Raw genomic sequence first — 21,688 nt, forward strand, 5'->3', positions numbered from 1 at the left:
TCAGGAAGGGACAGCGGGATGACCGATTTCGACTATGACGTGGCGATAATCGGCGCGGGCACCGCTGGAATGTCGGCGTACCGGGAAGCGCTCAAATATAGCGATCGCGTCGTCATGATCGATGGCGGCCCCTTGGGGACCACATGCGCCCGCGTTGGCTGCATGCCCTCCAAATTGCTGATCGCTGCGGCAGAGGCGCGCCACCGTGCCGAAAGCGTCGGCCTGTTCGGACTTCGCGCCGGACCCGTCGAGGTCGATGGTGTGCAGGTCATGAACCGCGTCCGCGCCGAGCGCGACCACTTTGTTAGCTTCGCCACCGAGGCGATTGCGGGGTTTGCACCCGGAGGCCTGCTTCGCGAGCAGGCGCGTTTTGTCGATGACAATCGGCTCGAACTTGCGAGCGGCAAGCAGATCAGCGCGCGCAGCATCGTGATCGCAACGGGCTCGCGGCCGGTCGTACCCGCAGGCCTGGAACCGGCGGGCGATCGGCTGATTTTCAACGACCAACTGTTCGACTGGACCGATCTGCCGTCCTCGGTTGCAGTCTTCGGCACCGGCGCGATCGGGTTGGAGCTCGGGCAGGCTTTGCATCGCCTCGGTGTCCGCACCCATATCTATGGGCGCGGCGGCAGCGTCGGCCCGCTCACCGATCCCGACGTCGCGGCTTATGCGGCGGCACAGTTCTCGAGCGAAATTCCTATCGACTGGATGGCAGCCGATGCAAGCGTCGCGCGCGACGGGGACGCTGTGATCGTCCGGTCAGCGGGGGGCGAGGAGCGGTTCGATTATCTCCTCGCGGCCGCAGGCCGACGGGCCAATGTCGACAATCTCGGACTGGAAAACACCTCGCTCACGCTCGATGCCCATGGCGTCCCCACTTATGATCACCTGTCGATGCGCGCCAGTTACAGCGACATCTTCATCGCGGGCGACTCGGCGGTCGATCTCTCGCTCCTTCACGAGGCCGCGGACGAAGGCCGGGTGGCAGGCGAAAATGCCGCGCGCTATCCGCACAGCTATCGCCGCGCGCGCCGGACCCCGTTGACGATCGTCTTCACCGATCCCCAGATCGCCATCGCCGGGCGCAGCCATGCCGACCTTCTTCGCGACCGGATGGATTTCGCCATCGGCGAAGTGTCGTTCGAAGACCAGGGACGGGCTCGCATATTGGGGCTCAACCGGGGATTGCTGCGCGTCTATGGCGATCGGCCGAGCGGGTTGCTGCTTGGCGCCGAAATCTTCGGTCCAGCGGCGGAACATCTCGCTCATCTCCTCGCCTGGTCGATCGAGAGCCGGCTCACCGTCGCCGAATTGCTCGAACGACCCTTCTATCATCCTGTCATTGAGGAAGGGCTGCGCACCGCGCTTCGCCACCTCAACCACCATCTCGGGTTCGGACCGAATCCGCCGCTGCGCTGCATCGACTGTGGTCCGGGAGGCTAGGCCAAGCGGTGCCCGCCTTCGGCTCGGATAGAATATCGGCACCTTGCAACGGTGCAAATCCGGCAGAGCCTTTGCCCGAGCCTGGATCGCGCACGGCCGAGGGGGAGATCCGCCCTGATTCCTGCTCGCGCGAGCGAAGCATAGCGTTCCGGCCTCACCTCCCCGGTGGGGCGGAAAGCCCGCGAGGATCGATGAGCAAGCTCGCGGCGCCTGTCGCTGGGGGAGCCTCACGCTCCCCGCCACAGGTCCGCATCGTAACTTGCGGTTTGTTGGTGCCTTAGACCTGGGCGTCGGCAGGCTTTTTCCGTCGGATAGCCGCCGAGAGTAATACCAGCGAAGCGGCAAGCAGAACGGCGTCTTTCAACAGAAATTGCCCGGGGATGGCCGAAATGGCCGGGAACCCGCCGGCGGTCGGCTCTGCGACACCAGGCGTTGACAAGAAGAATGTCAAGGTGATGGTATAGGTCGCCACCGACATGGCGCCGCCGAGGACCGAGAAAATCGGTTTGAATGCACCGAGGATCAGGGCAGCGGCCGTGGCGAGTTCCATCGTGCCGATGAACTGGCTGGCGCCCTGGACGCCGAACAGCGGGTGAAGCCAGCTCATAAGCGGGCTGTGTTCGATGAATGGGGCAATGCCTTGCGCCTCATAAGCCGTGAATTTCATGCCGCCGAACCACAGAAAGACAATGACTAGGGCCCATCGCAGCAGAGCGAGTTCGCGCATTTGATGCTCGGGGACGCTGAATGAATATTTCTCCAATAAGCTCATAATCAATGCCCTTTTTGTTGATGGAAATGTGGCGAGAGGCGTCAGTTTGTAATTCCGGGACCGACGATGTCGGTCGGACAGTTGGTGCACTTCTCTTCGTCGCAGAAACGGCAGGTCGTGCGCGCGCGCACTTCGTCGCGCGGCAATGACGCGAGGATGGTTTCCGCGACGCGCTCCAGCGCAGCGCGGTCCTTCTCGCCGACCGCAGCGAGCAACCCGGTGATCGCTGTGCTGCGCAGATTCAGGAGCGCCCTGCGTTCCGTCTCGCCGCCGGACGTCAACGACACGTGCATGACGCGGCGATCGCCGGGGGATTGCGATTTCGAGACGAAATTCTGAGCGACCAGCCGTTCGACCACGCGGGCAGCACCGGCATGCGACAGGCGCAGGGCCTTGCCGATCTGGTCGATCGAAAGGCCCGGTTCATGGCCGATGAGGCTCAATGCCGCCGCGGTCTCCCCGCCGGCCGGAAAGCGCTGTGATATCGCACCGCGCATCTCATCCGACACCCCCTGCGCGAGGGCGCCGAAGAGATTGATCAGCCGATCGGAAGGTGAAGCGTCCTTGGTCAATCGCATTCCAGTATATATGCGTCGCGCATATAAATAGCGCAGCGGCTGGAGAATGCAAGAGGCGATGCGAGCTTCAGAGCTTGAGCCTCTCCTTCATGGGCTCGCGATCCGTCTGTTCGATGGGGTACCAGCGGTAGCCGGATCCGTCGGCGGCAATGTGACCCACCCCCGGGAACGGAAGATGGGGCGCCGCAATCATCATACGGTCGCGAGCGAAGCGGGTGAACGCGGCTTTCCGCACGGCGCGCGCCTCGTCCTAGCGAACATCGAAAGTGATCGTCACGTCGGGGCGTGGAAATTGAACCGCGCCGGCGTGGATGACATCGCCGACGAAGACGATACTCTGCCCCTTGCTGGTCAAGGTGTAGAAGGCGGTGCCCGGGGTGTGCCCAGGCTGCAGTTCGGCACGAATGCCCGGCACGACTTCGCCATCGGTATCGATCGGCTTCACCCGGCCGGCCGTGACATAGGGCGTCAGCGTCTGCTCGGTCTGGGTCCAGAAGCGCTTGTCGATCCCGCTTTTAGCCGCGTTGGCAACATCGGAGAAAAAGCGAATATCTGCACCGCCGGCATAGACCGTCGCGCGCGGGAAGACGATCTTGCCCGCCTTCGTGAGACCGCCGCTATGGTCGCTGTGGACATGGGTGATGAGTATGTCGGTGATTGTCTCCGGCGCGGCCCCAGCTGCTGCCAGCGCTTCGAGCAGCCTGCCGCCGTTGCCTAGGCCGAAAAGATCGCCGGCACCGACATCGACAAGGATCCGCCGCCCGTTGAAGTCGATCAGATAAGCGTTGATCGAAGCCTCTGCGGGATTAGCTAGGAAACTGCGGGCAAGAATTTCGTCGATCGTTTGCGCCGAGACGCCGCGCAGCAACTGGTGCAGGTCCAGCGGGACCGACCCATCCGACAATGCCGTTATCTGGGCATCGCCAATCGTAAATCGATAAATTGCGGGAGCGGTCTGGCGGACGGTCCCGGCTATGGTGTCGGGCACCGCGGCGGGCGTCGGAGCCGCTAAACCGGGAGAAGAGGATATCGGGCCAAGCAGCGCCAGGGCGAGAGGGAGAATAGTGAATGGCTTTTTGATCATCATGGCGACGTCCTTGATTGAGTTGCGATGGATGAAGAACTGTCAGTCATTATCCCAGCGCTGGCGGGGTCTTGCGAGACATTGTCGCGATCGACAGCGTGCTCGGCGACAGAGTTCGGTTCAGGCAGGGCCACTTCCGAAAAATGCTGCCGAATATAGTCCAGCTTGGGATCGATGAAGCGGCGGCAGAAGGGTCGGCTCGGATCGGTTCGATAATAGTTCTGGTAACGCTCGTCCGAAGCCTTGAAGCTTCTGAACGGCAGAACCAGGGTATGCGCCGTATTGCCGAATTCCTCGGCAAATCGGACGATCGCCAATTCGGCCTCATGCCGCTGGTTGTCATCGAAAATATAGATCGCGCTGCGGTACTTGTCGCTAGGAGAGCGGGCCCGGGTGGCTGAATGCGTTCTCAGATGCACCTCGCACAGCGTTGCCAACGGAATGATTGAAGGATCGAAGGTGACGATCACCCCTTCTGACCAGCTATCTGCCGGAGCGTCCGATTGGACAAAGCCCTGGTCGACCTGCGCAACGCCGCGCAGCGCCTGGAACACCCCTTCGGTGCACCAATGGCACCCCCCTCCAAAGCCGATCTTCGCCATCTTCACCTCTCGCGCCTAGACGTATTTCTTTCCGCGGATCAGCGCCGTCTCGCGCGCCTGAGCCTTCTGGCTGCGGACGCAATCAATGTAAGCATCAGCGCGCCGATAAGAACGCCCAGTAGCAGTGGACTGTGGACATGCATCATCGCTGGGCGCAAATACAGGCCGACTAACCCGAGGATCACGAAAGCGACCGATGCAAGTCGCAATGCGCGCCAAGCACGGGGTTTGTTGTCTTTGAACCAAAGGGAAGTTCCGAAGATATTGATCATAAATGGTTGCCTTCCGGCAGCAAGGTTCAAGGTACGCAGTAAGTCAGAGCGGCCGTGCACATTCCGAACGAAGCCAGGTTTCCTGCACGCTGCTGAAGCCGGCCTCGCGTAATGTCTGGGTCGCCGCAGCCAACCGCTGGCCCCGCCGATGCAGGAGGTTAACGAACGCGCGGAGTATTTCGAGCCGGGGATCAGCGAGTGTCCCATTTGCACGCCGTCCCGGGAGAAGTTGATGTTTCTTGAAGAGGGCCTGCGCGAGACCGGCTCGCGATCCGAACCTTTGGCCTTTCTCGCTCCGCGCCAGTGCGATTACCGTCAGTTCCATCGGCGTGAAGATGAAGGCGCCGGATGGAAGTATCTCTGGCTCGATGAGGTGCAGCACTGTGGCGCGAGCTCCCTTGTTCTCTTCATCGTCTTCGCGGCCGTACCTATTTTAACGAACCGCGGCGCCGTTGAAGATTGTCCGTTCGGCTAAGACGCTCTCATTCATCCTGGGGCGCAGCGTCAGGCACGCCGTCGCTTCTGTGTCAGCCGTTGCGCCGACTATCGCAGTGAGCCAGACGTTTTTCCAATAGGCTGTGCCTATAGTTTTCATAGCGCCGGATAGCGTGACGCGTCACTTATTGCGGCATCTCGACATGCCCACCGAAGCCAAAGCGCATCGCCGAGAGAAGCTTGTCGCCAAAAGTGTGGTCGACGCGGCTGCGGTAGCGCGCAAACAAGGCGGCCGAAAGGACATAGGCCGGGACGGCTTCTTCCATTGCCGCATCGATCGTCCACCGGCCCTCGCCAGAGTCCGAGACCTGGCCGGTGAATTGCTCGAGCATCGGATCCCTGGCCAGGCCGATCGCGCAAAGGTCGAGCAGCCAGGACGAGATGACACTGCCGCGACGCCAGACTTCGGCCACGTCGGTCAGGTTGATGTCGAAGCGTTCATCAGGCTCGAGCCGTTCGGAGGACTTGCCCTTGAGAATGTCGAAGCCCTCGGCATAGGCCTGCATCAGGCCATATTCGATTCCGTTGTGGACCATCTTGACGAAATGCCCGGCGCCGGTTGGGCCGGCGTGGATATAGCCGCGCTCGGCGCGACTGTCGGGCGCGTCGCGTCCAATGGTGCGGACGATCGAACCATAGCCCGGCGCGAGCGTATCGAAGATGGGATCCAGCAGATCGACGATCTCCTTGTCGCCGCCGATCATCATGCAATAACCGCGTTCGAGCCCCCATATCCCGCCTGATGTGCCAACATCGATATAATGGAGCCCCTTGTCCCTTGCCGCAGCACCACATTTGATGTCGTCTTTGTAGAAGCTGTTGCCGCCATCGATGATGATGTCGCCGGGCTCCGACAATTCCATCAGCTTGTCGACCGTGTCTTGGGTGGGAGCGCCCGCCGGGAGCATTACCCAGAAGATCCGCGGCGCAGTGAGTTTGGCGACGACATCTTCAAGCGAATTCGCTCCGATGGCACCTTCACCGGCGAGCTGAGTAACCGCGGCCGGATCGCGATTGAAGGCGACGACCTCGTGGCCGCCGCGCATCAGCCGACGCGCGATATTGGCACCCATGCGGCCGAGGCCGATCATTGCAAGACGCATTGTTCAAATCCTTCTGTCAGAAGTTCACCCGGCGCGGACAGTTCCGACCAACGCCCCGCCGTCACGATCCAACGAGACCGCACCGCTCGCTGGCAGGTTACCATGAGTATGCAAATTTCGCCGCGCCTTGGCACTGAATGGAGGATGAGTTCATCGCCAGACGAAGTCCAATAACCAGGCGCTATAGTTTCGATACCCATTTAGCGACATGCGCAGTGCCGGGGCGGACATTGCGAACAGAGCAGCGACTGCGACACCCTCAGTCCGGTTGGAAGCCAAGCACGAAATCCACGACCTTTTTCGCAGACATCTCGCACGGCTTGAGCGATGTTTTGCCTGATGTGAACCGATACAGGTTGAAGCTGACGATGTCGGTCCCAGCCAACTCCCTGGCAAACAGGCTGTTGCGGCGCCCGTCGTCGGACCGCCGGACGATCAAGCCGAAACGCCGGCCTTCGTGAATGCCTTCGCTATGACCCTCGGGAAGCCTTTTGAAGGCAGCGTCGAAATCGGTAAGCTCCATCTCGTTCCACCAGTATCAGAAGACGCACAGCATGTTCGGGCCCGCCAACTCTGGCGCGCGCAACGAGCCCCAGGAACAAGCGCGCATTCGACTAGGCCCTCTCCATCTCATGTGTCGGTTCAACCCCCATCAGCGCCAGGCCGTTGCGGATGACCTGCCCGATCGCGGCGGCCAGGAACAACCGCGCGCGGCTAACCGGCAGGTTTTCCGGGTAGGCGAAGCGGCGCGTCGGGTCGGCATTTCCTGTGTTCCACAGCGCATGGAATTCCGCGGCCAGCCCCTCAAGGAAGAAGGCGATCCGGTGCGGCTCGCGCGCTGCCGCAGCCGCCTCGACGATGCGGGGGAATTCTGCCGCACGCTTCACAAGCGTAAGGCTCGGACCGTCCAGAAGAGCGAGATCGGGCGGGTCGCCCAACTCGATACCCGCTTCGGCCGCGCGGCTTGCTAGCGAGCAAATCCGCGCATGGGCATATTGCACATAGAAGACCGGATTATCCTTCGATGCCTCGACGACGGTCGCAAAGTCGAAGTCCATGGACGCTTCCGCTTTGCGGGTCAGCATCATGAAGCGAACGACGTCCTTTCCGACTTCTCGAATGACATCGGCCAGCGTGACGAAATTGCCTGCGCGCTTGGACATCTTGACCGGCTCACCCGCGCGCAGCAGCCGCACGATCTGCACCAGCTTGACGTCGAACCGCTTCCTGCCTTCGGTTAGAGCTTCGGCGGCGGCAACGATGCGCATCACGGTCCCGGCATGATCGGCGCCCCAGATGTCGATCAGTTCGTCGGCATCGCGCGCCTTCTCGAAATGATAGGCCAGATCCACGCCGAAATAGGTCCAGCTCCCATCCGGTTTACGGATAGGACGGTCCTGGTCATCGCCAAATTTCGTCGACCGGAACAGCGGCAGCGCGATCGGCTCCCAGTCCTTGGAGACTTCACCCTTCGGAGGTTCGAGAACGCCGTCATAGACAAGATCGCGCTCGCGCAGCCAGGCCTCGGCATCATCCGGCTTTCCGGCAGCGACGAGGTCCGCCTCCGACGCGAAGCGGTCGTGACTTATGCCGAGCAGCGCCAGATCTTCGCGGATCGTCTCCATCATCGCGGCAACGGTCCGCGCACGAAAGATTGCGAGCCAGTCCGTCTCCGGGGCGTCGGCATAGCGGCCCCCAAAATCGGCGGCCAGCGCCTCCCCGACCGGCTTCAGATAATCGCCCGGGTATAGACCTTCCGCTATCTCGCCGAGGCTCTCGCCCAACGCCTCGCGATATCTCTGGTGTGCCGAGCGAGCGAGAATATCGACCTGCCCGCCGGCATCATTGATATAATATTCGCGGATGACGCGATGGCCGGTGAAAGCGAGCAGGTTGGCGAGCGCATCTCCGACCACTGCCCCTCGGCAGTGCCCCATATGCATCGGACCGGTCGGGTTGGCCGAGACAAACTCTATATTCACCGTCTTACCCGCGCCGACGGGCGACATGCCGTAGCGGTCCTTCTGGTCCGCAATCACCGCCAGCTCGTTTTGCCAGGCCTGGTCGGTCAGCCGGATATTTACAAAGCCCGGGCCAGCGACGGCCACGTCTGCAACATCCTCCAACATGGCCAACCGGCCCGCCAACTTCTCAGCGAGTTGGCGCGGATGCGTGCCGGTAAGTTTTGCCAGGACCATCGCCGCGTTGGTCGACAGATCGCCATGCGCCGGGTCGTGCGGACGCTCCACGGTCAGCCCCGCCCGGTCGAGGCCCGCAGGAACGTCCCCCGCCACCTGCAGATCGCCAATTACCCGCGCGAGATGATCAAGGATGCGCGCATGAAGCGACACAGCCATCAGCGAAGGCCCGCTGCGCCTTGGCTGCTATCCAACCTCTACGCCTTTCCAGAAAGCGATGTGATCCCGGATGGCTTCCGCAACCGGATTCGGATCGGGATATGACCAAGCCGCGTCCGCGTTGAGCGCGCTGCCTACGCGGATATGGAAGTATCTCGCGGTGCCCTTGATCGGGCAGACAGAAGTGTGTGCGCTCGCTTCAAGGAGCTCCTGATTGACCGCGGAAGGTGGGAAATAGTGGTTTCCCTCGACGACGATTGTCTCGTCGCTTGCGGCGATGGTGGTGTCGTTCCAAACTGCTGAGACCAACGGAATATCCTCTCATATTGTCAATGGCACGGCGTTCGCAGCGGCCCGTGAATCAGGGGCGTTCGAGGAGTGCGACGGTGCCTTGGCCGCCGTCGGCGCAGATGCTGACGATTGCCCGTGATCCGCTCGGCATGTCCCAGAGCTCCTTCACTGCCTGGCTGAGGTCGCGCGCGCCTGTCGCGCCGAAGGGATGACCGATTGCTACCGAGCCCCCGTTGGGATTGACGCGGTCCCAGTCGAAGTCGCCCAAATCCGACTGGACACCGGCGGTTTCGCGCACCCACTCCCGGTCGGTGATGGCCGCGACATTCGCCAGGACCTGGGCGGCGAAGGCTTCGTGGATTTCCCAAAGAGCGATATCGGAGAAGCTTAGTTGATGCCGCGCGAGCAGACGTGGAATGCCATAGGAGGGTGCCATCAACAGACCCTCGGTGTGGAAATCGACGGCCGACACCTCGTAATCGATGAGCCGCGCGTAGGGGGTGCCCGCCGGCAGTCGTGCCACGCCGGCTTCGTTTGCCACCCAGCAACCGGCGGCGCCATCCGTTATCGGCGAGCTGTTGCCGGCAGTCAGCGTTCCCCTGCCACTGTCGCGATCGAAGACGGGCTTGAGTGCGGCAAGCCGTTCGGGCGACGTATCGGCGCGGGGGTTCGCATCGCGCGCCAGTTCAGGAAGGGAAATCGCGAGATCGTCGAAGAAACCTCGCTCCCAACCAGCGACCGACCGCTGGTGGCTCTTTAGCGCCCAATCGTCCTGCGCCTCGCGCGAGATCCGCCAGGCCTTGGCGGTGTCCTCCATATGATCGCCCATTGTCCTGCCGGTGATCCGGTTGGCCCATCCCTTGGTCGGGAGCACATAGTCGTGGAGGGCAAGAGACTGGAGGGCCGCAAGCGCCGCCGCTGGATCTTGCGCAAAGAGGTCGGTGAGCCGCTTCGATGCATCGGCCGTCAAAGCGATGGGAGGTCGGCTCATGACTTCGGCACCGCCCACCATCGTGAGATCGGTTCCTCCGCCCAGCATCCCTGCCGCAGCGAAAGTCGCCGTCATGCTGGTAGAGCATGCCAAAACGACCGAAAATGCGGGGACATTCGGATTGAGCTTGGCGTCAAGCCAGGTCTCGCGAGCAATGTTGCTCCAACCCAAATTCGGGATCACGGTACCCCAGATGAGAAGATCCGGCTCTGCTTGCGCCGCCATCGCCTGCACAAGAGGGACGGACAAAGAGACGGCATCATAAGCAGCCAAAGCCCCTCCGCCGCGGCCGAAGGGAGTGCGAAGGCCGGCGGCAACAAAGACGGGTTCAGCAAAGCGGCTCATGACGATCTCCAAATATTATCCGCAGGGTGAAAGGTGGGGCGCGACGGAGTATGCGCCGCTAACCACCATAGCGCTCGGTCTTGATTATCGAGGGGTCGACCCCGGCCAGCAGCGCGCCCTCGGTCGCAATGTTGACGAAATCGTTGGATCCGCAAACGAATATCTGTGTGGGCTTTCGGTGAAGCCGGGCGAGAACCTCTTCGACCATGGCGCTGTCGATCCGCCGCCCGAAATCCGATGCGCGGATCGGATCTTCGCGCGTGATCGCCAGCGCCAGGACAAATGCGGCATCGTTGATCTCGACGGAATGTAGTTCTTCCGAAAACAGAACATCCTCAGCGGTGCGCGCGGACAGGAGCAACGCGGTTGGCACGGCCGGGTCTTGTGTGCGGCGATGCCGGATCATCGCCATCAACGGCACGAGCCCGGAGCCTGCTGCGATCAACAGCACCGCGTCTACGGCAGGTTCAGGCCATAGGAAGTGCCCGCCGAGCGGACCGCGAAGCTCGATCTCATCGCCGACTATCGCGATATCGTGAAAATAGGCCGACACCTCGCCATCGGGCAGGCGTTCGACAGCGAGCTCGATGATCGGGGACGAGGCTGCCGATGACGCGATCGAGTAACTGCGCATCGCGCTATAGCCATCAGGCGCGGTCAGCCGGACATCGACATGTTGGCCTGCGATGTGCGCGAACGGCCTGCTCAATCGGAGGAAGAAGCTTTTGATGCTCGGCGTCTGCTGGACGATTTCCTCGATCACGCATGATTGCCATGACGCGGTTTGCGTGCCGTTGTCAGTCATCGGTGTATCGTTGCTCGCGCCACGGATCGCCGTAAATATGATAGCCGCGCAGCTCCCAGAAGCCGGCCTCGTCACGGGTTGTGAATTGCAGCGCCTTCACCCATTTGGCGGACTTCCAGAAGTACAGATGCGGAACCAGCAGACGCGCCGGCCCGCCATGATCGCGGGTAATCGGCTGGCCGGCAAATTTGAGAGCGACCATCGCTTTCCCGGACAGCAGGTCCGCCAGCGGGACGTTTGTCGAATAATCGTCGTAGGAATGCGCCAGGACGAAATCAGTGGGCCGGTCGAGCCCTGCATCCGCAAGGATGTCTTCAATGAGGACGCCCTCCCATATGGTATCCAGCTTGGACCAAGAGGTCACACAGTGAATATCCTTGGTCACCTTGGTCTTTGGCAGGGCGTTAAACTCGCTCCAGTTCCACACTTTGACCGGCTTCGGGCCGACTTTGACGGTGAATTTCCAATCAGCCAGCTCCACGTTCGGCGTCGGCCCCGCCGTGAGAACCGGAAAATTCTCCACGAGATGCTGACCCGGCGGAATCCGGCCGGACTGGTCGCCACTTGAACCGCGACCGGTGAAACCTCTGGTGACCATAGTGCCCCCTTTTTGCTCGATGCGACAGACGATAACCGGCTTCACTTCAGACCTGATACGCGTGGCCGCGGTACGAACCGATGGCTTGAAGCCTGAAACGCCCGATGCTTCATCGGATTTTCGATGATCGCATTTTCGTGAATCGGTGATTTGATGCTTATGGACTATAACGCGACGCCGGGCCGATTTCCCAATACCCTATCGCTATAGTTTTTATAGCTTTGAATAAATTACGCGCGCATCACGTCGGCTGCAGATTTAGGCACGGCATGAGGCTCGGTCCGCCTGCTTTCCAGGTTGGCTGCCGCGCCTCACAGCTTCGTAAGCGCCTCTCAGGGATAGAACGGCAACAAGGTATGGAAACTATGTTCCGCCGCTATTGGAAATAGTCGGTGCACATCTTCATAGTCCTGCGTGCGAAACCCTTGAACCCCGTGCGAATTTTCGAAGAAGTGGCGCTCTGATCGATCGAGACTTCGGGGCGCAGCAAGATGGAGACATTGATGAAAGCCGTTGGTTACAAGGTCCCGGGACCCATCGCCGAGGATGCTGCGCTGGTCGACATCGAGCTGCCCCAGCCTGTCGCGGCAGGATATGATATCCTGGTTGAGGTGAAGGCCGTCTCGGTGAACCCGGTCGACTATAAGGTCCGCGGCAGCTCGCCGCCAGCCGATGGTGAATGGAAGGTGCTGGGGTGGGATGCGTCCGGGATCGTGCGCGAGGTCGGCCCCGACGTGACGCAGTTCCAGCCGGGCGACGAGGTCTATTATGCCGGATCGATTACCCGGCCCGGCACCAATGTCGAGTTCCATCTTGTCGACGCCCGGATCGTCGGTCGCAAACCCGCCTCGCTCGACTGGGCGGAAGCAGCAGCGCTGCCGCTAACGACGTTGACCGCCTGGGAGGCGATGTTCGATCGCCTCGACGTGGCGAAGCCAGTCCCCGGTGCGGCGCCGGCGATCCTCATCATCGGTGGCGCGGGTGGGGTCGGGTCGATCGCGATCCAGATCGCGCGCCAGCGCACAGACCTCACCGTCATCACCACCGCCTCCCGAGCGGAAACCCAGGAGTGGGTGAAGGAGCTTGGCGCGCACCATGTCATCGACCATAGGCGCCCGCTCGCGGCACAGATTGCCGAGCTTGGCATCGGCGCTCCCGCGTTCGTCTTTTCGACCACGCATACAGAGCAGCATGCCGCCGACATCGCCGAGCTGATCGCGCCGCAAGGGCGGTTCGCGCTGATCGACGATCCCACGGCATTCGACATCATGCTGTTCAAGCGCAAGGCGGTGTCGATACACCATGAGCTGATGTTCACCCGGTCGATCTACGGCACGCCCGATATGCATGAGCAGGGCAAGATCCTCGACGCGCTGGCCGTGCTGGTCGATGAGGGCAAAATCCGTACGACACTGACCGAGCGACTGTCGCCGATCAATGCTGCCAATCTGAAGACAGTGCACGCACTGATCGAAAGTGGCGCGGCGAAAGGCAAGACCGTCCTCGAAGGATTCTGATCTTTTCCAGTCCAAGTAACGCCGGACGATAACGCCGCGGCGAAGGAAATCCCATGACCAAGTCCATTGCCACTGCCTCGATCAACCGTGAAACCGCAGTCGCCCTCATCGACGCAGCGATAACCGCCGCCCGTGCAATCGGCATCCCGGCTGCCGTCGCCGTCGTCGACGCAACCGGGTATCTGCGGGCGTTCGAGCGCACCGACGACGCGCCGTTTCTCACCGTCGATGTTGCCATCGACAAAGCGTGGAGTTCCGCCTCCTTTGGATATCCGACCCATGTCTGGAACGACTATGTGAGCAACGATCCCAAAGTGGCGCCGCTGGCCTATCGCCCCCGGATGGTCGCCGTCGGTGGCGGCTATCCGATCCTTGAGGACGGAAAGCTGATCGGCGGAATCGGCATCTCCGGAGGCACTTATCAGCAGGACCAGGATGCCTGCGTTGAGGCACTCCAGAAAATCGGGTTCGAACTGCCAGCCTGACGACTGTCAGGCCATCGTCGGTGGCGATGGCCGGCAGATCTCACCTTGCGAAGGATCTTATGATGGAAGCGTTTGTCGTATTCACGCGGGAAGACACCACGGATGTGGATGAACTCGCGGCTTATTCTGCCCGCGTCGGCCCGTCGTTCGATGGGCATGACGTCACTTTTCTCGCCGCTTATGGCGCGATGGAGAATTTGGAGGGGTCGCCGATCGAAGGCGCCGTCATCTTGCGGTTCCCCACGATGCAAGCCGCGCATGACTGGTATCATAGCCCCGCCTACCAAGCTGTTGCTGCGCATCGCTTCGCCGGTGCCCGCTACCGCGGGTTTATCGTCGAGGGGCTGCGTTGACTCCCCCGCATTATAATGGCGGTACTGACCAAGAGCTGTGCGCCCAAACACCAACACCGGGAGTTTCTAAATGATCGAGGCCGAGGCACGCATCGCTACGATCGAATCGAGTCGATATCTGACGAGACTCGCTGAGGCGTGGGTTCATACTTACCCGGTTCGATATGACGCGCTGACAGCCGAAATCCAGCTTCCGGGCGGCGAGCTTATATTAACTGCGGACGGCGACAGCCTCTCCTTGAGGCTCGTGGGCAAAGATCGCGAACGTTTCGATGCAACCAAGCAATCGGTCGCCACGCTTGTTGATCGCGTCGCGGAGCACGACACCGGGGTCCGATGCGTTTGGAATGACATATCATGATAGCGCGCACCACAATTCGCCGCGGTTCTTCATCGCGCTGGAGGATCAGATGAGCATGCTCGAACCCCAAGCGCCGGATCTTCGGGTGCAGAAATGGATCGGCGCGGACGGAGAAAGCACCGGGCCGCTCAAGCTGTCGGATCTCGGCTCCGGCCCAAAGATCCTGTTCGCCTTCCAGCACTGGTGCCGCGGCTGCCATGTGCATGGCTTCCCGACGCTACAAAGATTGCATAGTGCATTGAGCCCCAGGGGCGTGGGATTTGCGGTGATCCAGACCGTCTTCGAAGGTGCGGATGAAAACACCTTCGAGAAGTTGCGTGTGAACCAGCTCGAATATGCGCTTCCTGTCGCCTTCGGCCATGATGAACCACTGGTCGGCGCGACGCTGCCTACCTTCATGGAGGATTATCGCACGCGAGGAACGCCCTGGTTCTCGATCATTGACGCTGGCGGCCGTATCGTCTTCTCGGACTTCCATCTCGACGCGGACAGGATCGTAAAGGATCTGGAGCTGGTGTAATCCGTGCGGCCTTGGCTCTTCCTGACCGCCAGCCACCTCGCAATGCTCGGCATTGGTTTTGCGGCCGGCATTTACACGCTGCCAATCCTCACCGCGGCCAGGCCGCCGAAGCCGGCAGCCTATCAGGCCATCGTCGACGTGCCTGTCGGGATCGATGTTCGCGACTACAACACGGTCGTCATCTGGTGCGAAGCGTTCGACCAGTTCATCAGCGCGGCAGCGTATCGACCGTCGCGTCAGGCGCTAAAATGAGCCCGGCGATGGATAGCATGCGGTCGGCGGGCCGACGTGGCCTCAAGCTCGCACCGGTGGCGGCGTTGCTGGCGAGCGTCGCGGCTCTGCTGCTGGGTAATGGTTTGCTGGGCACGCTCCTGATCGTCAGGGCCGGCCAGGAGGGCTTCTCGTCCGGCGCGATCAGCGCGATGATGTCGTTCTACTTCGCCGGTTTCACGATCGGCGCGCTCATGTTGCCGCGGATCATCGTCGCCGTGGGTCATGTCAGAACCTTTGCTGGCTTTGCGGCGATCGCCTCGATGACTGCCCTTCTCCATGTTGCGCTCGTGGAACCGATCGCCTGGATACCGCTTCGCCTGATCACGGGCTTCGCCTACGCGGGCATGATCCTCGCAACGGAGAGCTGGCTCAACGCCCATGCAGTGCCATCCACGCGCGGCCAACTCCTGTCGATCTTCGGAGTCGTCTCGATGGGCTCATGGGCCATCGGCCAGGCCTTGCTCAACGTCGCCCCGCCCGCCGACATGACCTTGTTCCTTATCGTGTCGCTGTTAATTTCCGCGGCGGTGGTTCCGATCACCTTGCTGCCCAGCCATCCGCCGGCGCAGGTGACACAGGAACGGGTCGCGTTCAGCGACCTCGTGCGCGCATCACCGCTCGCTGCGGCTGGCGCTTTCCTCGCTGGCCTGGCTATCGGCGGTTTTTGGGGCATGGGCCCGAACTTCGCCCAGAGGATCGGACTCGATGTCGGCGGCATCTCCGCTTTCATGGCTGCGGTGCTGGGTGGGACGCTCCTATTGCAGTGGCCCCTCGGCTGGCTTTCGGATCGCGTGTCGCGGAACCTTGTCATCGCCGCTGCGGCCCTGGCGTCCGCAGCGGCGGCCGTCGGCGTCGCCCTCGCGGTAGGGGCGCCCCTGCCGCTGCTCCTCGCGGCGGGCGCGCTGTTCGGCGGCTTTGGCATCCCGATCTATTCATTGTGTCTCGCGGTTGCCAACGACGACCTTCCGGCCGGCCGGCTGCTCGGTACCGCCCGCGGGCTTCTGCTGCTCAACGGGATCGGGACAGCCGCCGGACCCCTTATCGGGGGTGCTGCGATGACTATCGCCGGCCCCGGTGGGCTGTTCCTTTATGCGGCCGCATTGCTTGCCATATTGGCGGTGTTGGCTATCGGGAGCAGCCAGCCAAGGCGCCGCATCCACGCCAAGGCTGCCCGCTCTCCAAGCACACCGATGATCACGGGATCTCTTGATGTGATGATATGCATGGAGTCAGAGACGGAGGCCGCCCGGCACTAGCGCGCCTACTGCGACGGGCGTCCTATTCTACATCTTCTACGATGAGGTCCCGGCCGTTGAACTGCACGGTCTCTCCTGTTCGTGCTCCTTCGATCGCCTCGAAGATCGGCGCCATCGTTGAAATGCCCATGAACTCACGCCCATCACAGGTGAACTTGCTCGTTGACACTGCGATCACGAAATGGCGCCCCGACAGTTTGATGACAGCACCCTCCTCCACTGCCGACTTGGGGCCGAAGTCGATCGTCCTGAGCTTTTCAAGTTTATCGGCATAGTCGTGCAATGTGTCGTCAAGCGCTTCAGCCAAGTCGCTCGCGACTTCGGCCTGCGCCTGCTCGTCATTCTCGATCGGCTCGCTCCGATCCAGCTGAGCGATGGAGACATAATCCAGATAATTGGTGCGAGCGCTATGCAGGGCGGCAGTCTCCAGCGAAAGCATGGTTTCGCGGATGTGGCTTTTATTCCAGTTCATCATCACCTCGTTGTGTTTGGATCATTCGAAAGTTCGTGCTTCGGTCCGTCACCGCCGCGGGAGTGCCCCCATTGGGCTCGCCGGCCCGCTACTCGTCGCCTGGGGCGTCATCTCCCTGGTAGGGCGCTCTGATCAGCCGGGAATCCCGGATGATGCTGGTTACAAGCCAGACATAGGATTGCTCGGCGGTATCGAAGCCGAGAATGCTGAAGGCGCCGCCGAAAGGGCATAGCGGGAAGTCTGGAAAGCCCTCGCGCAGCACATAGCGCTCGGGATCGCGCTCAAACTCATTCTTGTAGACTTTGCGCAGGCCGTGCTTGCTCGGAACATCCTCGTCGCCCGCTGGCGTCGTTTGCCGATCCGCGACAAGCCGCTCGGAAAGGTCGCGGTGACAGATTTCGTCGAAGACATCGAAGGCGTCGATCAGCAGACCCTTATGGTTGGTCGCGGGATCGGTAATCGCGTATATGTTGGACGCGTCTTCTCCATCATCCCCGCTTTCGAGGCGCAACGCCGCATCGACGGTTATCGCGCATGGATCGAGCGTTGATCCCAGTTCGAGATCGATGAGATGGCCGTCCTTGACGCGGTACTCGCGGTCGTAGCCCTTCGCGACGAAGGACTGGACTGCTGCTAGGACGTCGGTCACTTGGGATGTCATTGTTGCACCTTGGCTTTGCATGGCATTGGACACGCTCTAATATCAGGGAGGCTGTTGCGGCTCAGCTGACGGAGATGAAAAGCAAACGCGCGCTATTCATATCCACTTGGCCTTCTTGAACCGCACGAACAGGTACAGGCAGAACATCGTCATCAACCCGAGCACGACAAAATAGCCATAGACCGTGTCCAGCTCGGGCATGTTCCTGAAGTTCATGCCATATATCCCGGCGATGGCCGTCGGGACCGCCAATATGGCGGCCCAGGCCGCGAGCTGGCGCGTGGTCACGCCCGTTCTTTGCGCTTCCAACAGGCTGCTGAACTCGAAGACGGTGGACAGAACCTGCAGGAGGCCATCGACCATGGTCTGCACGCGAGCGACATGATCCGCGACGTCGCTGAAATAGGGTCTGACTTCTGAACTGATGCAGGGGAAATGGCCTCGGACGAGTTTCCGGACCAGTTCAGCCATAGCGCCGAGCGTGCGCTGGAAGCGCGTGAGTTCGCTTCTCAGCCCGAAGATGCGGTCGATTTCTGTCCGTCCGAGAAAGTCGTCGAGCGATCGTCTCTCCATCGCCAGAACGTCATCCTCGATCATCTCGAAGATGGGAAGATATTGATCGACGATCCGGTGCAGGATCGCATGCAGCACATAGTCGACACCTTTGCCAAAAAGCGCCGGCGAAGCCTCGAGTTGCTCGCGAAGATTGCCGAGCGCTCCGCCGTTGCCGTGCCGTACGCTGATGAGATGGTTGTGACCGGTGAAGATCGCCATCTTGCCGTAGCGGATCTGGTCTCCATCCAGCTCGGCGGTCTGAGCGACAACATAGAGCTCTTCATTATACGCTTCGAGCTTGGGCGGGCAGAGCGGGTGCATCGCGTTGTCGATTGCCAACGGATGGAGGTTATACGTCGTTTGGATCGCTTTAAGCTCGTCGGCGGTGGGCTCGCGAAGCGCGATCCAGCAAAAGCCGGAGCGATCCTTATCGAGCTGGACCTGCTCGTCGATCGCGATTTCGCGGACCCGCAGGCCCTTGTTGTAATAATAAGCAGCGATGACGCTCATGCCGGTCTCGCAGGGATGCGCAGGCCGCGCTGCACCGCGGGCCGCGCCAGCCCGCGGCGGAGCCATGTCTGGACGTTCGAATATTCGCCGAGGCCGAGGATGTCGCCGGCCGCGTAGACTTCGGCCAGTGCGTTGACCCACCCAAGTGTCGCAATGTCCGCGATCGAATAATCATCGACAAGCCATTCGCGGCCTTCGAGCTGGCGGTCCAGCACCCCCAAGAGACGCTTGGATTCATCGATAAAGCGCTGCCGAGGGCGCTTGTCCTCATAGTCCTTGCCGGCAAATTTCAGGAAAAAACCAAGCTGACCGAAGGTCGGCCCGACGCCGGATACTTGAAAGAATACCCAAGCCAGCGTCTCGTAACGCTGCGCGGGCGCACTCGAATTGAGCTGGCCGGTTTTGTCGGCCAGGTAGAGGAGGATCGCGCCCGATTCCCATATGGCGATAGGGTTGCCGTCAGGACCAGCCGGATCGATGATCGCCGGTATGCGGCCGTTGGGGTTCAACGATACGAACGCTGGATCCTTCGACTCGTTGTTCGAGATATCGACCAGGTGGGGCTCGTACGCCAGGCCGGTCTCCTCGAGCATGATCGAGACCTTGACGCCATTGGGGGTGGGAGCGGCGTAGAGTTGCAGGCGATCGGGATGCAATGCGGGCCAGCGCTGCGTAATAGGAAAGGTCGAGAGGTCTGGCATAAATCTGCGATCCTGTGCTGCGATGGCGACTATATGGACCGACCCGTCTCTCTGAAGCAGGGTTGGATGACCGCGTCGTTGTACGACGCGGTCATGAAGATTGCGAACGGGATCGGCGGAGCGGCAACAGCAGTTAAGCCTATCCCGCTGCCGTCCCCGCCGCGGACTGATCATCATCAACTTTCTGGCGCTTTGGAAGCACCCAGCCGGGACGGACGAAATGGCAGGTGTAGCCGCCCGGGCGTTTCTCGAGATAATCCTGATGGTCCGGCTCGGCCTCCCAGAAATCTCCGACCGGCACGACCTCTGTCACCACCTTGCCATCCCACAGTCCGGAGGCATCCACATCGGCGATCGTGTCCTCGGCGACGCGCTTCTGCTCCTCGTCGACATAATAGATGCCCGACCGGTAGGAGAGCCCGATATCACCGCCTTGGCGATTCTTGGTCGTCGGGTCGTGGATCTGGAAGAAATATTCCAGGATATTGCGGAAGGTCGTCACTGCCGGGTCGAAGATGATCTCGATCCCTTCGGCATGCGTGCCGTGATTGCGATAAGTGGCGTCCGGGACATCGCCGCCGGTGTAGCCGACACGGGTCGATACGATGCCGGGCTGCTTGCGGATCAGATCCTGCATGCCCCAGAAACATCCGCCGGCGAGAATAGCGCGCTGGTGCATGTCAGGCCTCCTCGACCTGATCGAGATATTCGCCATATCCTTCGCTCTCCATCTCGTCGCGCGGAATGAAGCGAAGCGACGCGGAGTTAATGCAGTAGCGCAAACCTCCGCGATCGGAGGGACCGTCCGGGAATACATGACCGAGATGACTGTCGGCGTGCACCGATCTGACTTCCGTCCGCACCATACCGTGCGCGCTGTCGCGCAACTCGTTCACATTTGCTGCAACGATCGGCTTGGTGAAGCTGGGCCAGCCAGAACCCGAGTCGAATTTGTCGGTCGAGGCGAACAAAGGCTCTCCCGACACGATATCGACGTAGATGCCTGGTTCCTTGTTGTCATCATACTCCCCCGTGAAGGGCCGCTCGGTGCCCGACTCCTGGGTGACGTAGCGCTGCTCGGCAGTAAGGAGATCAACAGCTTCCTGCGACTTTTCGAACTTCATGATAGTCTCCGATATTGATCTGAGAGGGCGAAAAAGCCGCCGCTTATCGTGTCAGTCACTGCGCCGACTATCGCAGTGCGCCTAGGATTTATCCAATAGGCTGTGCCTATAGTTTCCATAGCACCGACGCTCTCGCGACGGGGTTTAGTGCCACGCATATCCGGCTGCCAGTTGCGCGATCTTCCGTATCTCGACGGGTGCGGTGGAGCCAGATACCGTCGCGATCACGACTTCGCGCTCCAGGGCAAATCCCTCGATCGGCCGCGTAACAAGACCGGGCGCCGTGGCGGATCGTTCCGGAAGAATGCATATGGCGGTGCCATCGGCGACGAAGTGTTGCACCCAGTCCTCGCGGTCCGATCGAAAGCGGGGCTGCATGAGCAGGTCGTGCCGCGCGAAATGATCGAGGATCTGATCGCGAAACTCGCACTTGAGGCGATCGACGAAAGGAAACTCGAGCAGGTCTTCTCCGCGCACGATTTCGCGGGATGCCAAGGGATGGCTCGCAGAACAGCCCAGTACGAAGCGCTCTCTGAATAGCGGATGCACATCGAGCTTAGGCTCCGGCCTTGTCTCGCGCGGCATGATGCACGCATGATATTTTCCGGACAGAATGTCCGAGGTGTCCTCGTTCGGCTGAAGCGAGTGCAGCTTGATTTCAATGGATGGCACCTCCGCCAACGCGCTCTCGAAAAACGCGGCAAACTCCTGCGGTCCGACAGTCGGCGCGACCGCCACATCCAGAACACGGTGCATCCCCATCGCCCAGTTCTCGGAATGATTGCGGACGCTTCGCATCGCCACCAGCATGCGCCGGAATTCTGTCTCGACGTCCCGGCCAAGGCCGGTCAGGCGACTGTTTTTCCCGTCGCGGTGAATCAGCGGCCCGCCGAGCTCCTCTTCCAAGCGGCGGATTGCGCGGGTCAGGCTCGGCTGCGACACACCGCTCAGGCGAGCGGCCGCTGTAAAATTCAGCGTCTTGGCCAAGTTGATGAAATAGCTGACCTGATTGAGTTCCATAGTCCGTCGATCCATGCGCCTGACTGATGCTTCTTCCGAAAGACCGGTCGCGTCCGTCAAGGTGGTGTAATTTCGGCTGTGGCCGTGGGCCATCGTCAGGCGGCTTTGGCGGTGATGTGTAGGGGCTGATTTTCCTCCTGGAAG

At 61.2% G+C, this 21,688-nt stretch carries 28 protein-coding genes; 9 read left to right on the plus strand and 19 right to left on the minus strand.

Annotation, left to right across the window (positions count from 1 at the left end; translation table 11 throughout):
• The first annotated feature begins 18 nt into the window (after positions 1-18).
• Positions 19-1,443, plus strand: coding sequence for a dihydrolipoyl dehydrogenase (locus ATE71_RS09950; protein WP_003045026.1), 1,425 nt, complete (start codon positions 19-21; stop codon positions 1,441-1,443).
• Positions 1,444-1,720: 277 nt separating this feature from the next.
• Here the strand turns inward: ATE71_RS09950 and ATE71_RS09955 are convergent, their stop codons facing one another.
• The 5 genes from ATE71_RS09955 to ATE71_RS22100 form a co-directional block, all read right to left on the minus strand.
• Positions 1,721-2,215 carry a YkgB family protein gene (locus ATE71_RS09955; protein WP_003045023.1) on the minus strand — a complete coding sequence of 165 codons (495 nt, stop codon included), beginning with the start codon at positions 2,213-2,215 and terminating at the stop codon, positions 1,721-1,723.
• Positions 2,216-2,256: 41 nt separating this feature from the next.
• Entirely contained in the window at positions 2,257-2,793 is a 537-nt protein-coding gene (locus ATE71_RS09960) for a MarR family winged helix-turn-helix transcriptional regulator (RefSeq protein ID WP_003045020.1), read from the minus strand.
• A 250-nt stretch (positions 2,794-3,043) separates the two neighbouring features.
• Complete coding sequence (locus ATE71_RS09965) at positions 3,044-3,880, minus strand: MBL fold metallo-hydrolase (protein ID WP_196795411.1); 837 nt, start codon at positions 3,878-3,880, stop codon at positions 3,044-3,046.
• Positions 3,877-4,479, minus strand: a complete 603-nt coding sequence (locus ATE71_RS09970) for a peptide-methionine (S)-S-oxide reductase (protein ID WP_011540442.1) — start codon at positions 4,477-4,479, stop codon at positions 3,877-3,879. Before ATE71_RS09970 ends, ATE71_RS09965 begins: the two co-directional genes overlap by 4 nt.
• A gap of 38 nt (positions 4,480-4,517) precedes the next feature.
• Positions 4,518-4,751, minus strand: coding sequence for a hypothetical protein (locus ATE71_RS22100; RefSeq protein ID WP_152998725.1), 234 nt, complete (start codon positions 4,749-4,751; stop codon positions 4,518-4,520).
• 232 nt (positions 4,752-4,983) lie between these two features.
• On the opposite strand from ATE71_RS22100, the gene ATE71_RS09975 reads away from it, so the two are divergent.
• The gene (locus tag ATE71_RS09975) at positions 4,984-5,226 is read left to right on the plus strand and encodes a hypothetical protein (protein WP_152998726.1); all 243 of its coding nucleotides are present in this window, start codon (positions 4,984-4,986) and stop codon (positions 5,224-5,226) included.
• A 145-nt stretch (positions 5,227-5,371) separates the two neighbouring features.
• Here the strand turns inward: ATE71_RS09975 and gnd are convergent, their stop codons facing one another.
• From gnd to ATE71_RS10010, 7 genes are all read right to left on the minus strand, one after another.
• Complete coding sequence (gnd, locus tag ATE71_RS09980; RefSeq protein ID WP_003045013.1) at positions 5,372-6,349, minus strand: phosphogluconate dehydrogenase (NAD(+)-dependent, decarboxylating); 978 nt, start codon at positions 6,347-6,349, stop codon at positions 5,372-5,374.
• A 259-nt stretch (positions 6,350-6,608) separates the two neighbouring features.
• Positions 6,609-6,872, minus strand: coding sequence for a hypothetical protein (locus ATE71_RS09985; protein ID WP_003045008.1), 264 nt, complete (start codon positions 6,870-6,872; stop codon positions 6,609-6,611).
• A 91-nt stretch (positions 6,873-6,963) separates the two neighbouring features.
• Positions 6,964-8,700, minus strand: a complete 1,737-nt coding sequence (gene argS, locus ATE71_RS09990; RefSeq protein ID WP_040590197.1) for an arginine--tRNA ligase — start codon at positions 8,698-8,700, stop codon at positions 6,964-6,966.
• Between the two features lie 33 nt (positions 8,701-8,733).
• Positions 8,734-9,015, minus strand: a complete 282-nt coding sequence (locus tag ATE71_RS09995; RefSeq protein WP_003045002.1) for a DUF427 domain-containing protein — start codon at positions 9,013-9,015, stop codon at positions 8,734-8,736.
• Between the two features lie 52 nt (positions 9,016-9,067).
• The gene (locus tag ATE71_RS10000; protein ID WP_011540440.1) at positions 9,068-10,333 is read right to left on the minus strand and encodes a thiolase family protein; all 1,266 of its coding nucleotides are present in this window, start codon (positions 10,331-10,333) and stop codon (positions 9,068-9,070) included.
• Between the two features lie 58 nt (positions 10,334-10,391).
• On the minus strand, positions 10,392-11,138 hold the full coding sequence (locus tag ATE71_RS10005) for a ferredoxin reductase (protein WP_058803337.1): 747 nt from the start codon (positions 11,136-11,138) through the stop codon (positions 10,392-10,394).
• Positions 11,131-11,736, minus strand: a complete 606-nt coding sequence (locus tag ATE71_RS10010; protein ID WP_003044992.1) for a sulfite oxidase-like oxidoreductase — start codon at positions 11,734-11,736, stop codon at positions 11,131-11,133. The genes ATE71_RS10005 and ATE71_RS10010 overlap by 8 nt, the downstream gene beginning before the upstream one ends.
• 503 nt (positions 11,737-12,239) lie before the next feature.
• Here ATE71_RS10010 and ATE71_RS10015 point away from each other — a divergent pair.
• From ATE71_RS10015 to ATE71_RS10045, 7 genes are all read left to right on the plus strand, one after another.
• Positions 12,240-13,253, plus strand: coding sequence for a zinc-binding alcohol dehydrogenase family protein (locus ATE71_RS10015; RefSeq protein WP_041382899.1), 1,014 nt, complete (start codon positions 12,240-12,242; stop codon positions 13,251-13,253).
• A gap of 53 nt (positions 13,254-13,306) precedes the next feature.
• Positions 13,307-13,738 carry a GlcG/HbpS family heme-binding protein gene (locus tag ATE71_RS10020; protein WP_003044986.1) on the plus strand — a complete coding sequence of 144 codons (432 nt, stop codon included), beginning with the start codon at positions 13,307-13,309 and terminating at the stop codon, positions 13,736-13,738.
• Positions 13,739-13,800: 62 nt separating this feature from the next.
• Positions 13,801-14,091, plus strand: a complete 291-nt coding sequence (locus ATE71_RS10025; RefSeq protein WP_003044983.1) for a DUF1330 domain-containing protein — start codon at positions 13,801-13,803, stop codon at positions 14,089-14,091.
• A 70-nt stretch (positions 14,092-14,161) separates the two neighbouring features.
• Complete coding sequence (locus ATE71_RS10030; RefSeq protein WP_003044977.1) at positions 14,162-14,452, plus strand: DUF2218 domain-containing protein; 291 nt, start codon at positions 14,162-14,164, stop codon at positions 14,450-14,452.
• A 49-nt stretch (positions 14,453-14,501) separates the two neighbouring features.
• A complete protein-coding gene (locus ATE71_RS10035) occupies positions 14,502-14,972 on the plus strand; it encodes a peroxiredoxin family protein (RefSeq protein WP_011540436.1) in 471 nt (156 codons plus the stop codon).
• A 3-nt stretch (positions 14,973-14,975) separates the two neighbouring features.
• Positions 14,976-15,224 (plus strand): DM13 domain-containing protein, encoded by a 249-nt coding sequence (locus tag ATE71_RS10040; RefSeq protein ID WP_003044972.1) that lies wholly within the window; start codon positions 14,976-14,978, stop codon positions 15,222-15,224.
• The gene (locus tag ATE71_RS10045; RefSeq protein ID WP_011540435.1) at positions 15,221-16,501 is read left to right on the plus strand and encodes an MFS transporter; all 1,281 of its coding nucleotides are present in this window, start codon (positions 15,221-15,223) and stop codon (positions 16,499-16,501) included. The genes ATE71_RS10040 and ATE71_RS10045 overlap by 4 nt, the downstream gene beginning before the upstream one ends.
• Positions 16,502-16,523: 22 nt before the next feature.
• Here the strand turns inward: ATE71_RS10045 and ATE71_RS10050 are convergent, their stop codons facing one another.
• The 7 genes from ATE71_RS10050 to ATE71_RS10080 form a co-directional block, all read right to left on the minus strand.
• Positions 16,524-16,976 carry a hypothetical protein gene (locus ATE71_RS10050; protein WP_003044968.1) on the minus strand — a complete coding sequence of 151 codons (453 nt, stop codon included), beginning with the start codon at positions 16,974-16,976 and terminating at the stop codon, positions 16,524-16,526.
• Positions 16,977-17,061: 85 nt separating this feature from the next.
• Positions 17,062-17,655, minus strand: coding sequence for a hypothetical protein (locus ATE71_RS10055; protein WP_235587984.1), 594 nt, complete (start codon positions 17,653-17,655; stop codon positions 17,062-17,064).
• A gap of 75 nt (positions 17,656-17,730) precedes the next feature.
• Entirely contained in the window at positions 17,731-18,699 is a 969-nt protein-coding gene (locus ATE71_RS10060) for a magnesium and cobalt transport protein CorA (protein WP_058803344.1), read from the minus strand.
• Positions 18,696-19,400, minus strand: a complete 705-nt coding sequence (locus ATE71_RS10065; protein ID WP_003044957.1) for a glutathione S-transferase N-terminal domain-containing protein — start codon at positions 19,398-19,400, stop codon at positions 18,696-18,698. Before ATE71_RS10065 ends, ATE71_RS10060 begins: the two co-directional genes overlap by 4 nt.
• A gap of 139 nt (positions 19,401-19,539) precedes the next feature.
• Complete coding sequence (gene msrA / locus ATE71_RS10070; protein ID WP_003044954.1) at positions 19,540-20,079, minus strand: peptide-methionine (S)-S-oxide reductase MsrA; 540 nt, start codon at positions 20,077-20,079, stop codon at positions 19,540-19,542.
• A 1-nt stretch (position 20,080) separates the two neighbouring features.
• Positions 20,081-20,524: a peptide-methionine (R)-S-oxide reductase MsrB gene (msrB, locus tag ATE71_RS10075; RefSeq protein ID WP_003044951.1), complete on the minus strand. Its 444-nt coding sequence runs from the start codon at positions 20,522-20,524 to the stop codon at positions 20,081-20,083.
• 144 nt (positions 20,525-20,668) lie between these two features.
• Positions 20,669-21,637 carry a LysR family transcriptional regulator gene (locus tag ATE71_RS10080; RefSeq protein ID WP_058803338.1) on the minus strand — a complete coding sequence of 323 codons (969 nt, stop codon included), beginning with the start codon at positions 21,635-21,637 and terminating at the stop codon, positions 20,669-20,671.
• Positions 21,638-21,688: the final 51 nt, after the last annotated feature.

This window comes from Sphingopyxis sp. H115 (assembly GCF_001468465.1).
In the GTDB taxonomy this organism is placed as follows: Bacteria; Pseudomonadota; Alphaproteobacteria; order Sphingomonadales; family Sphingomonadaceae; genus Sphingopyxis.

What these genes read in the sequence shown, in the direction of transcription:
- ATE71_RS09955 (WP_003045023.1), bottom strand. Translation starts at nt 2,215, where the DNA reads ATGAGCTTATTGGAGAAATATTCATTCAGCGTCCCCGAGCATCAAATG.
- ATE71_RS10025 (WP_003044983.1), top strand. Translation starts at nt 13,801, where the DNA reads ATGGAAGCGTTTGTCGTATTCACGCGGGAAGACACCACGGATGTGGAT.
- gnd (WP_003045013.1), bottom strand. Translation starts at nt 6,349, where the DNA reads ATGCGTCTTGCAATGATCGGCCTCGGCCGCATGGGTGCCAATATCGCG.
- ATE71_RS10010 (WP_003044992.1), bottom strand. Translation starts at nt 11,736, where the DNA reads ATGGTCACCAGAGGTTTCACCGGTCGCGGTTCAAGTGGCGACCAGTCC.
- msrA (WP_003044954.1), bottom strand. Translation starts at nt 20,079, where the DNA reads ATGCACCAGCGCGCTATTCTCGCCGGCGGATGTTTCTGGGGCATGCAG.
- ATE71_RS10050 (WP_003044968.1), bottom strand. Translation starts at nt 16,976, where the DNA reads ATGATGAACTGGAATAAAAGCCACATCCGCGAAACCATGCTTTCGCTG.
- ATE71_RS09965 (WP_196795411.1), bottom strand. Translation starts at nt 3,880, where the DNA reads ATGATGATCAAAAAGCCATTCACTATTCTCCCTCTCGCCCTGGCGCTG.
- ATE71_RS10080 (WP_058803338.1), bottom strand. Translation starts at nt 21,637, where the DNA reads ATGGCCCACGGCCACAGCCGAAATTACACCACCTTGACGGACGCGACC.
- ATE71_RS10035 (WP_011540436.1), top strand. Translation starts at nt 14,502, where the DNA reads ATGAGCATGCTCGAACCCCAAGCGCCGGATCTTCGGGTGCAGAAATGG.
- msrB (WP_003044951.1), bottom strand. Translation starts at nt 20,524, where the DNA reads ATGAAGTTCGAAAAGTCGCAGGAAGCTGTTGATCTCCTTACTGCCGAG.
- ATE71_RS10005 (WP_058803337.1), bottom strand. Translation starts at nt 11,138, where the DNA reads ATGACTGACAACGGCACGCAAACCGCGTCATGGCAATCATGCGTGATC.
- ATE71_RS22100 (WP_152998725.1), bottom strand. Translation starts at nt 4,751, where the DNA reads ATGATCAATATCTTCGGAACTTCCCTTTGGTTCAAAGACAACAAACCC.
- ATE71_RS09975 (WP_152998726.1), top strand. Translation starts at nt 4,984, where the DNA reads ATGTTTCTTGAAGAGGGCCTGCGCGAGACCGGCTCGCGATCCGAACCT.
- ATE71_RS10030 (WP_003044977.1), top strand. Translation starts at nt 14,162, where the DNA reads ATGATCGAGGCCGAGGCACGCATCGCTACGATCGAATCGAGTCGATAT.
- ATE71_RS09960 (WP_003045020.1), bottom strand. Translation starts at nt 2,793, where the DNA reads ATGCGATTGACCAAGGACGCTTCACCTTCCGATCGGCTGATCAATCTC.
- ATE71_RS10015 (WP_041382899.1), top strand. Translation starts at nt 12,240, where the DNA reads ATGAAAGCCGTTGGTTACAAGGTCCCGGGACCCATCGCCGAGGATGCT.
- ATE71_RS10045 (WP_011540435.1), top strand. Translation starts at nt 15,221, where the DNA reads ATGAGCCCGGCGATGGATAGCATGCGGTCGGCGGGCCGACGTGGCCTC.
- ATE71_RS09985 (WP_003045008.1), bottom strand. Translation starts at nt 6,872, where the DNA reads ATGGAGCTTACCGATTTCGACGCTGCCTTCAAAAGGCTTCCCGAGGGT.
- ATE71_RS10055 (WP_235587984.1), bottom strand. Translation starts at nt 17,655, where the DNA reads ATGCAAAGCCAAGGTGCAACAATGACATCCCAAGTGACCGACGTCCTA.
- ATE71_RS10060 (WP_058803344.1), bottom strand. Translation starts at nt 18,699, where the DNA reads ATGAGCGTCATCGCTGCTTATTATTACAACAAGGGCCTGCGGGTCCGC.
- ATE71_RS09970 (WP_011540442.1), bottom strand. Translation starts at nt 4,479, where the DNA reads ATGGCGAAGATCGGCTTTGGAGGGGGGTGCCATTGGTGCACCGAAGGG.
- ATE71_RS10020 (WP_003044986.1), top strand. Translation starts at nt 13,307, where the DNA reads ATGACCAAGTCCATTGCCACTGCCTCGATCAACCGTGAAACCGCAGTC.
- ATE71_RS10065 (WP_003044957.1), bottom strand. Translation starts at nt 19,400, where the DNA reads ATGCCAGACCTCTCGACCTTTCCTATTACGCAGCGCTGGCCCGCATTG.
- ATE71_RS09950 (WP_003045026.1), top strand. Translation starts at nt 19, where the DNA reads ATGACCGATTTCGACTATGACGTGGCGATAATCGGCGCGGGCACCGCT.
- ATE71_RS10000 (WP_011540440.1), bottom strand. Translation starts at nt 10,333, where the DNA reads ATGAGCCGCTTTGCTGAACCCGTCTTTGTTGCCGCCGGCCTTCGCACT.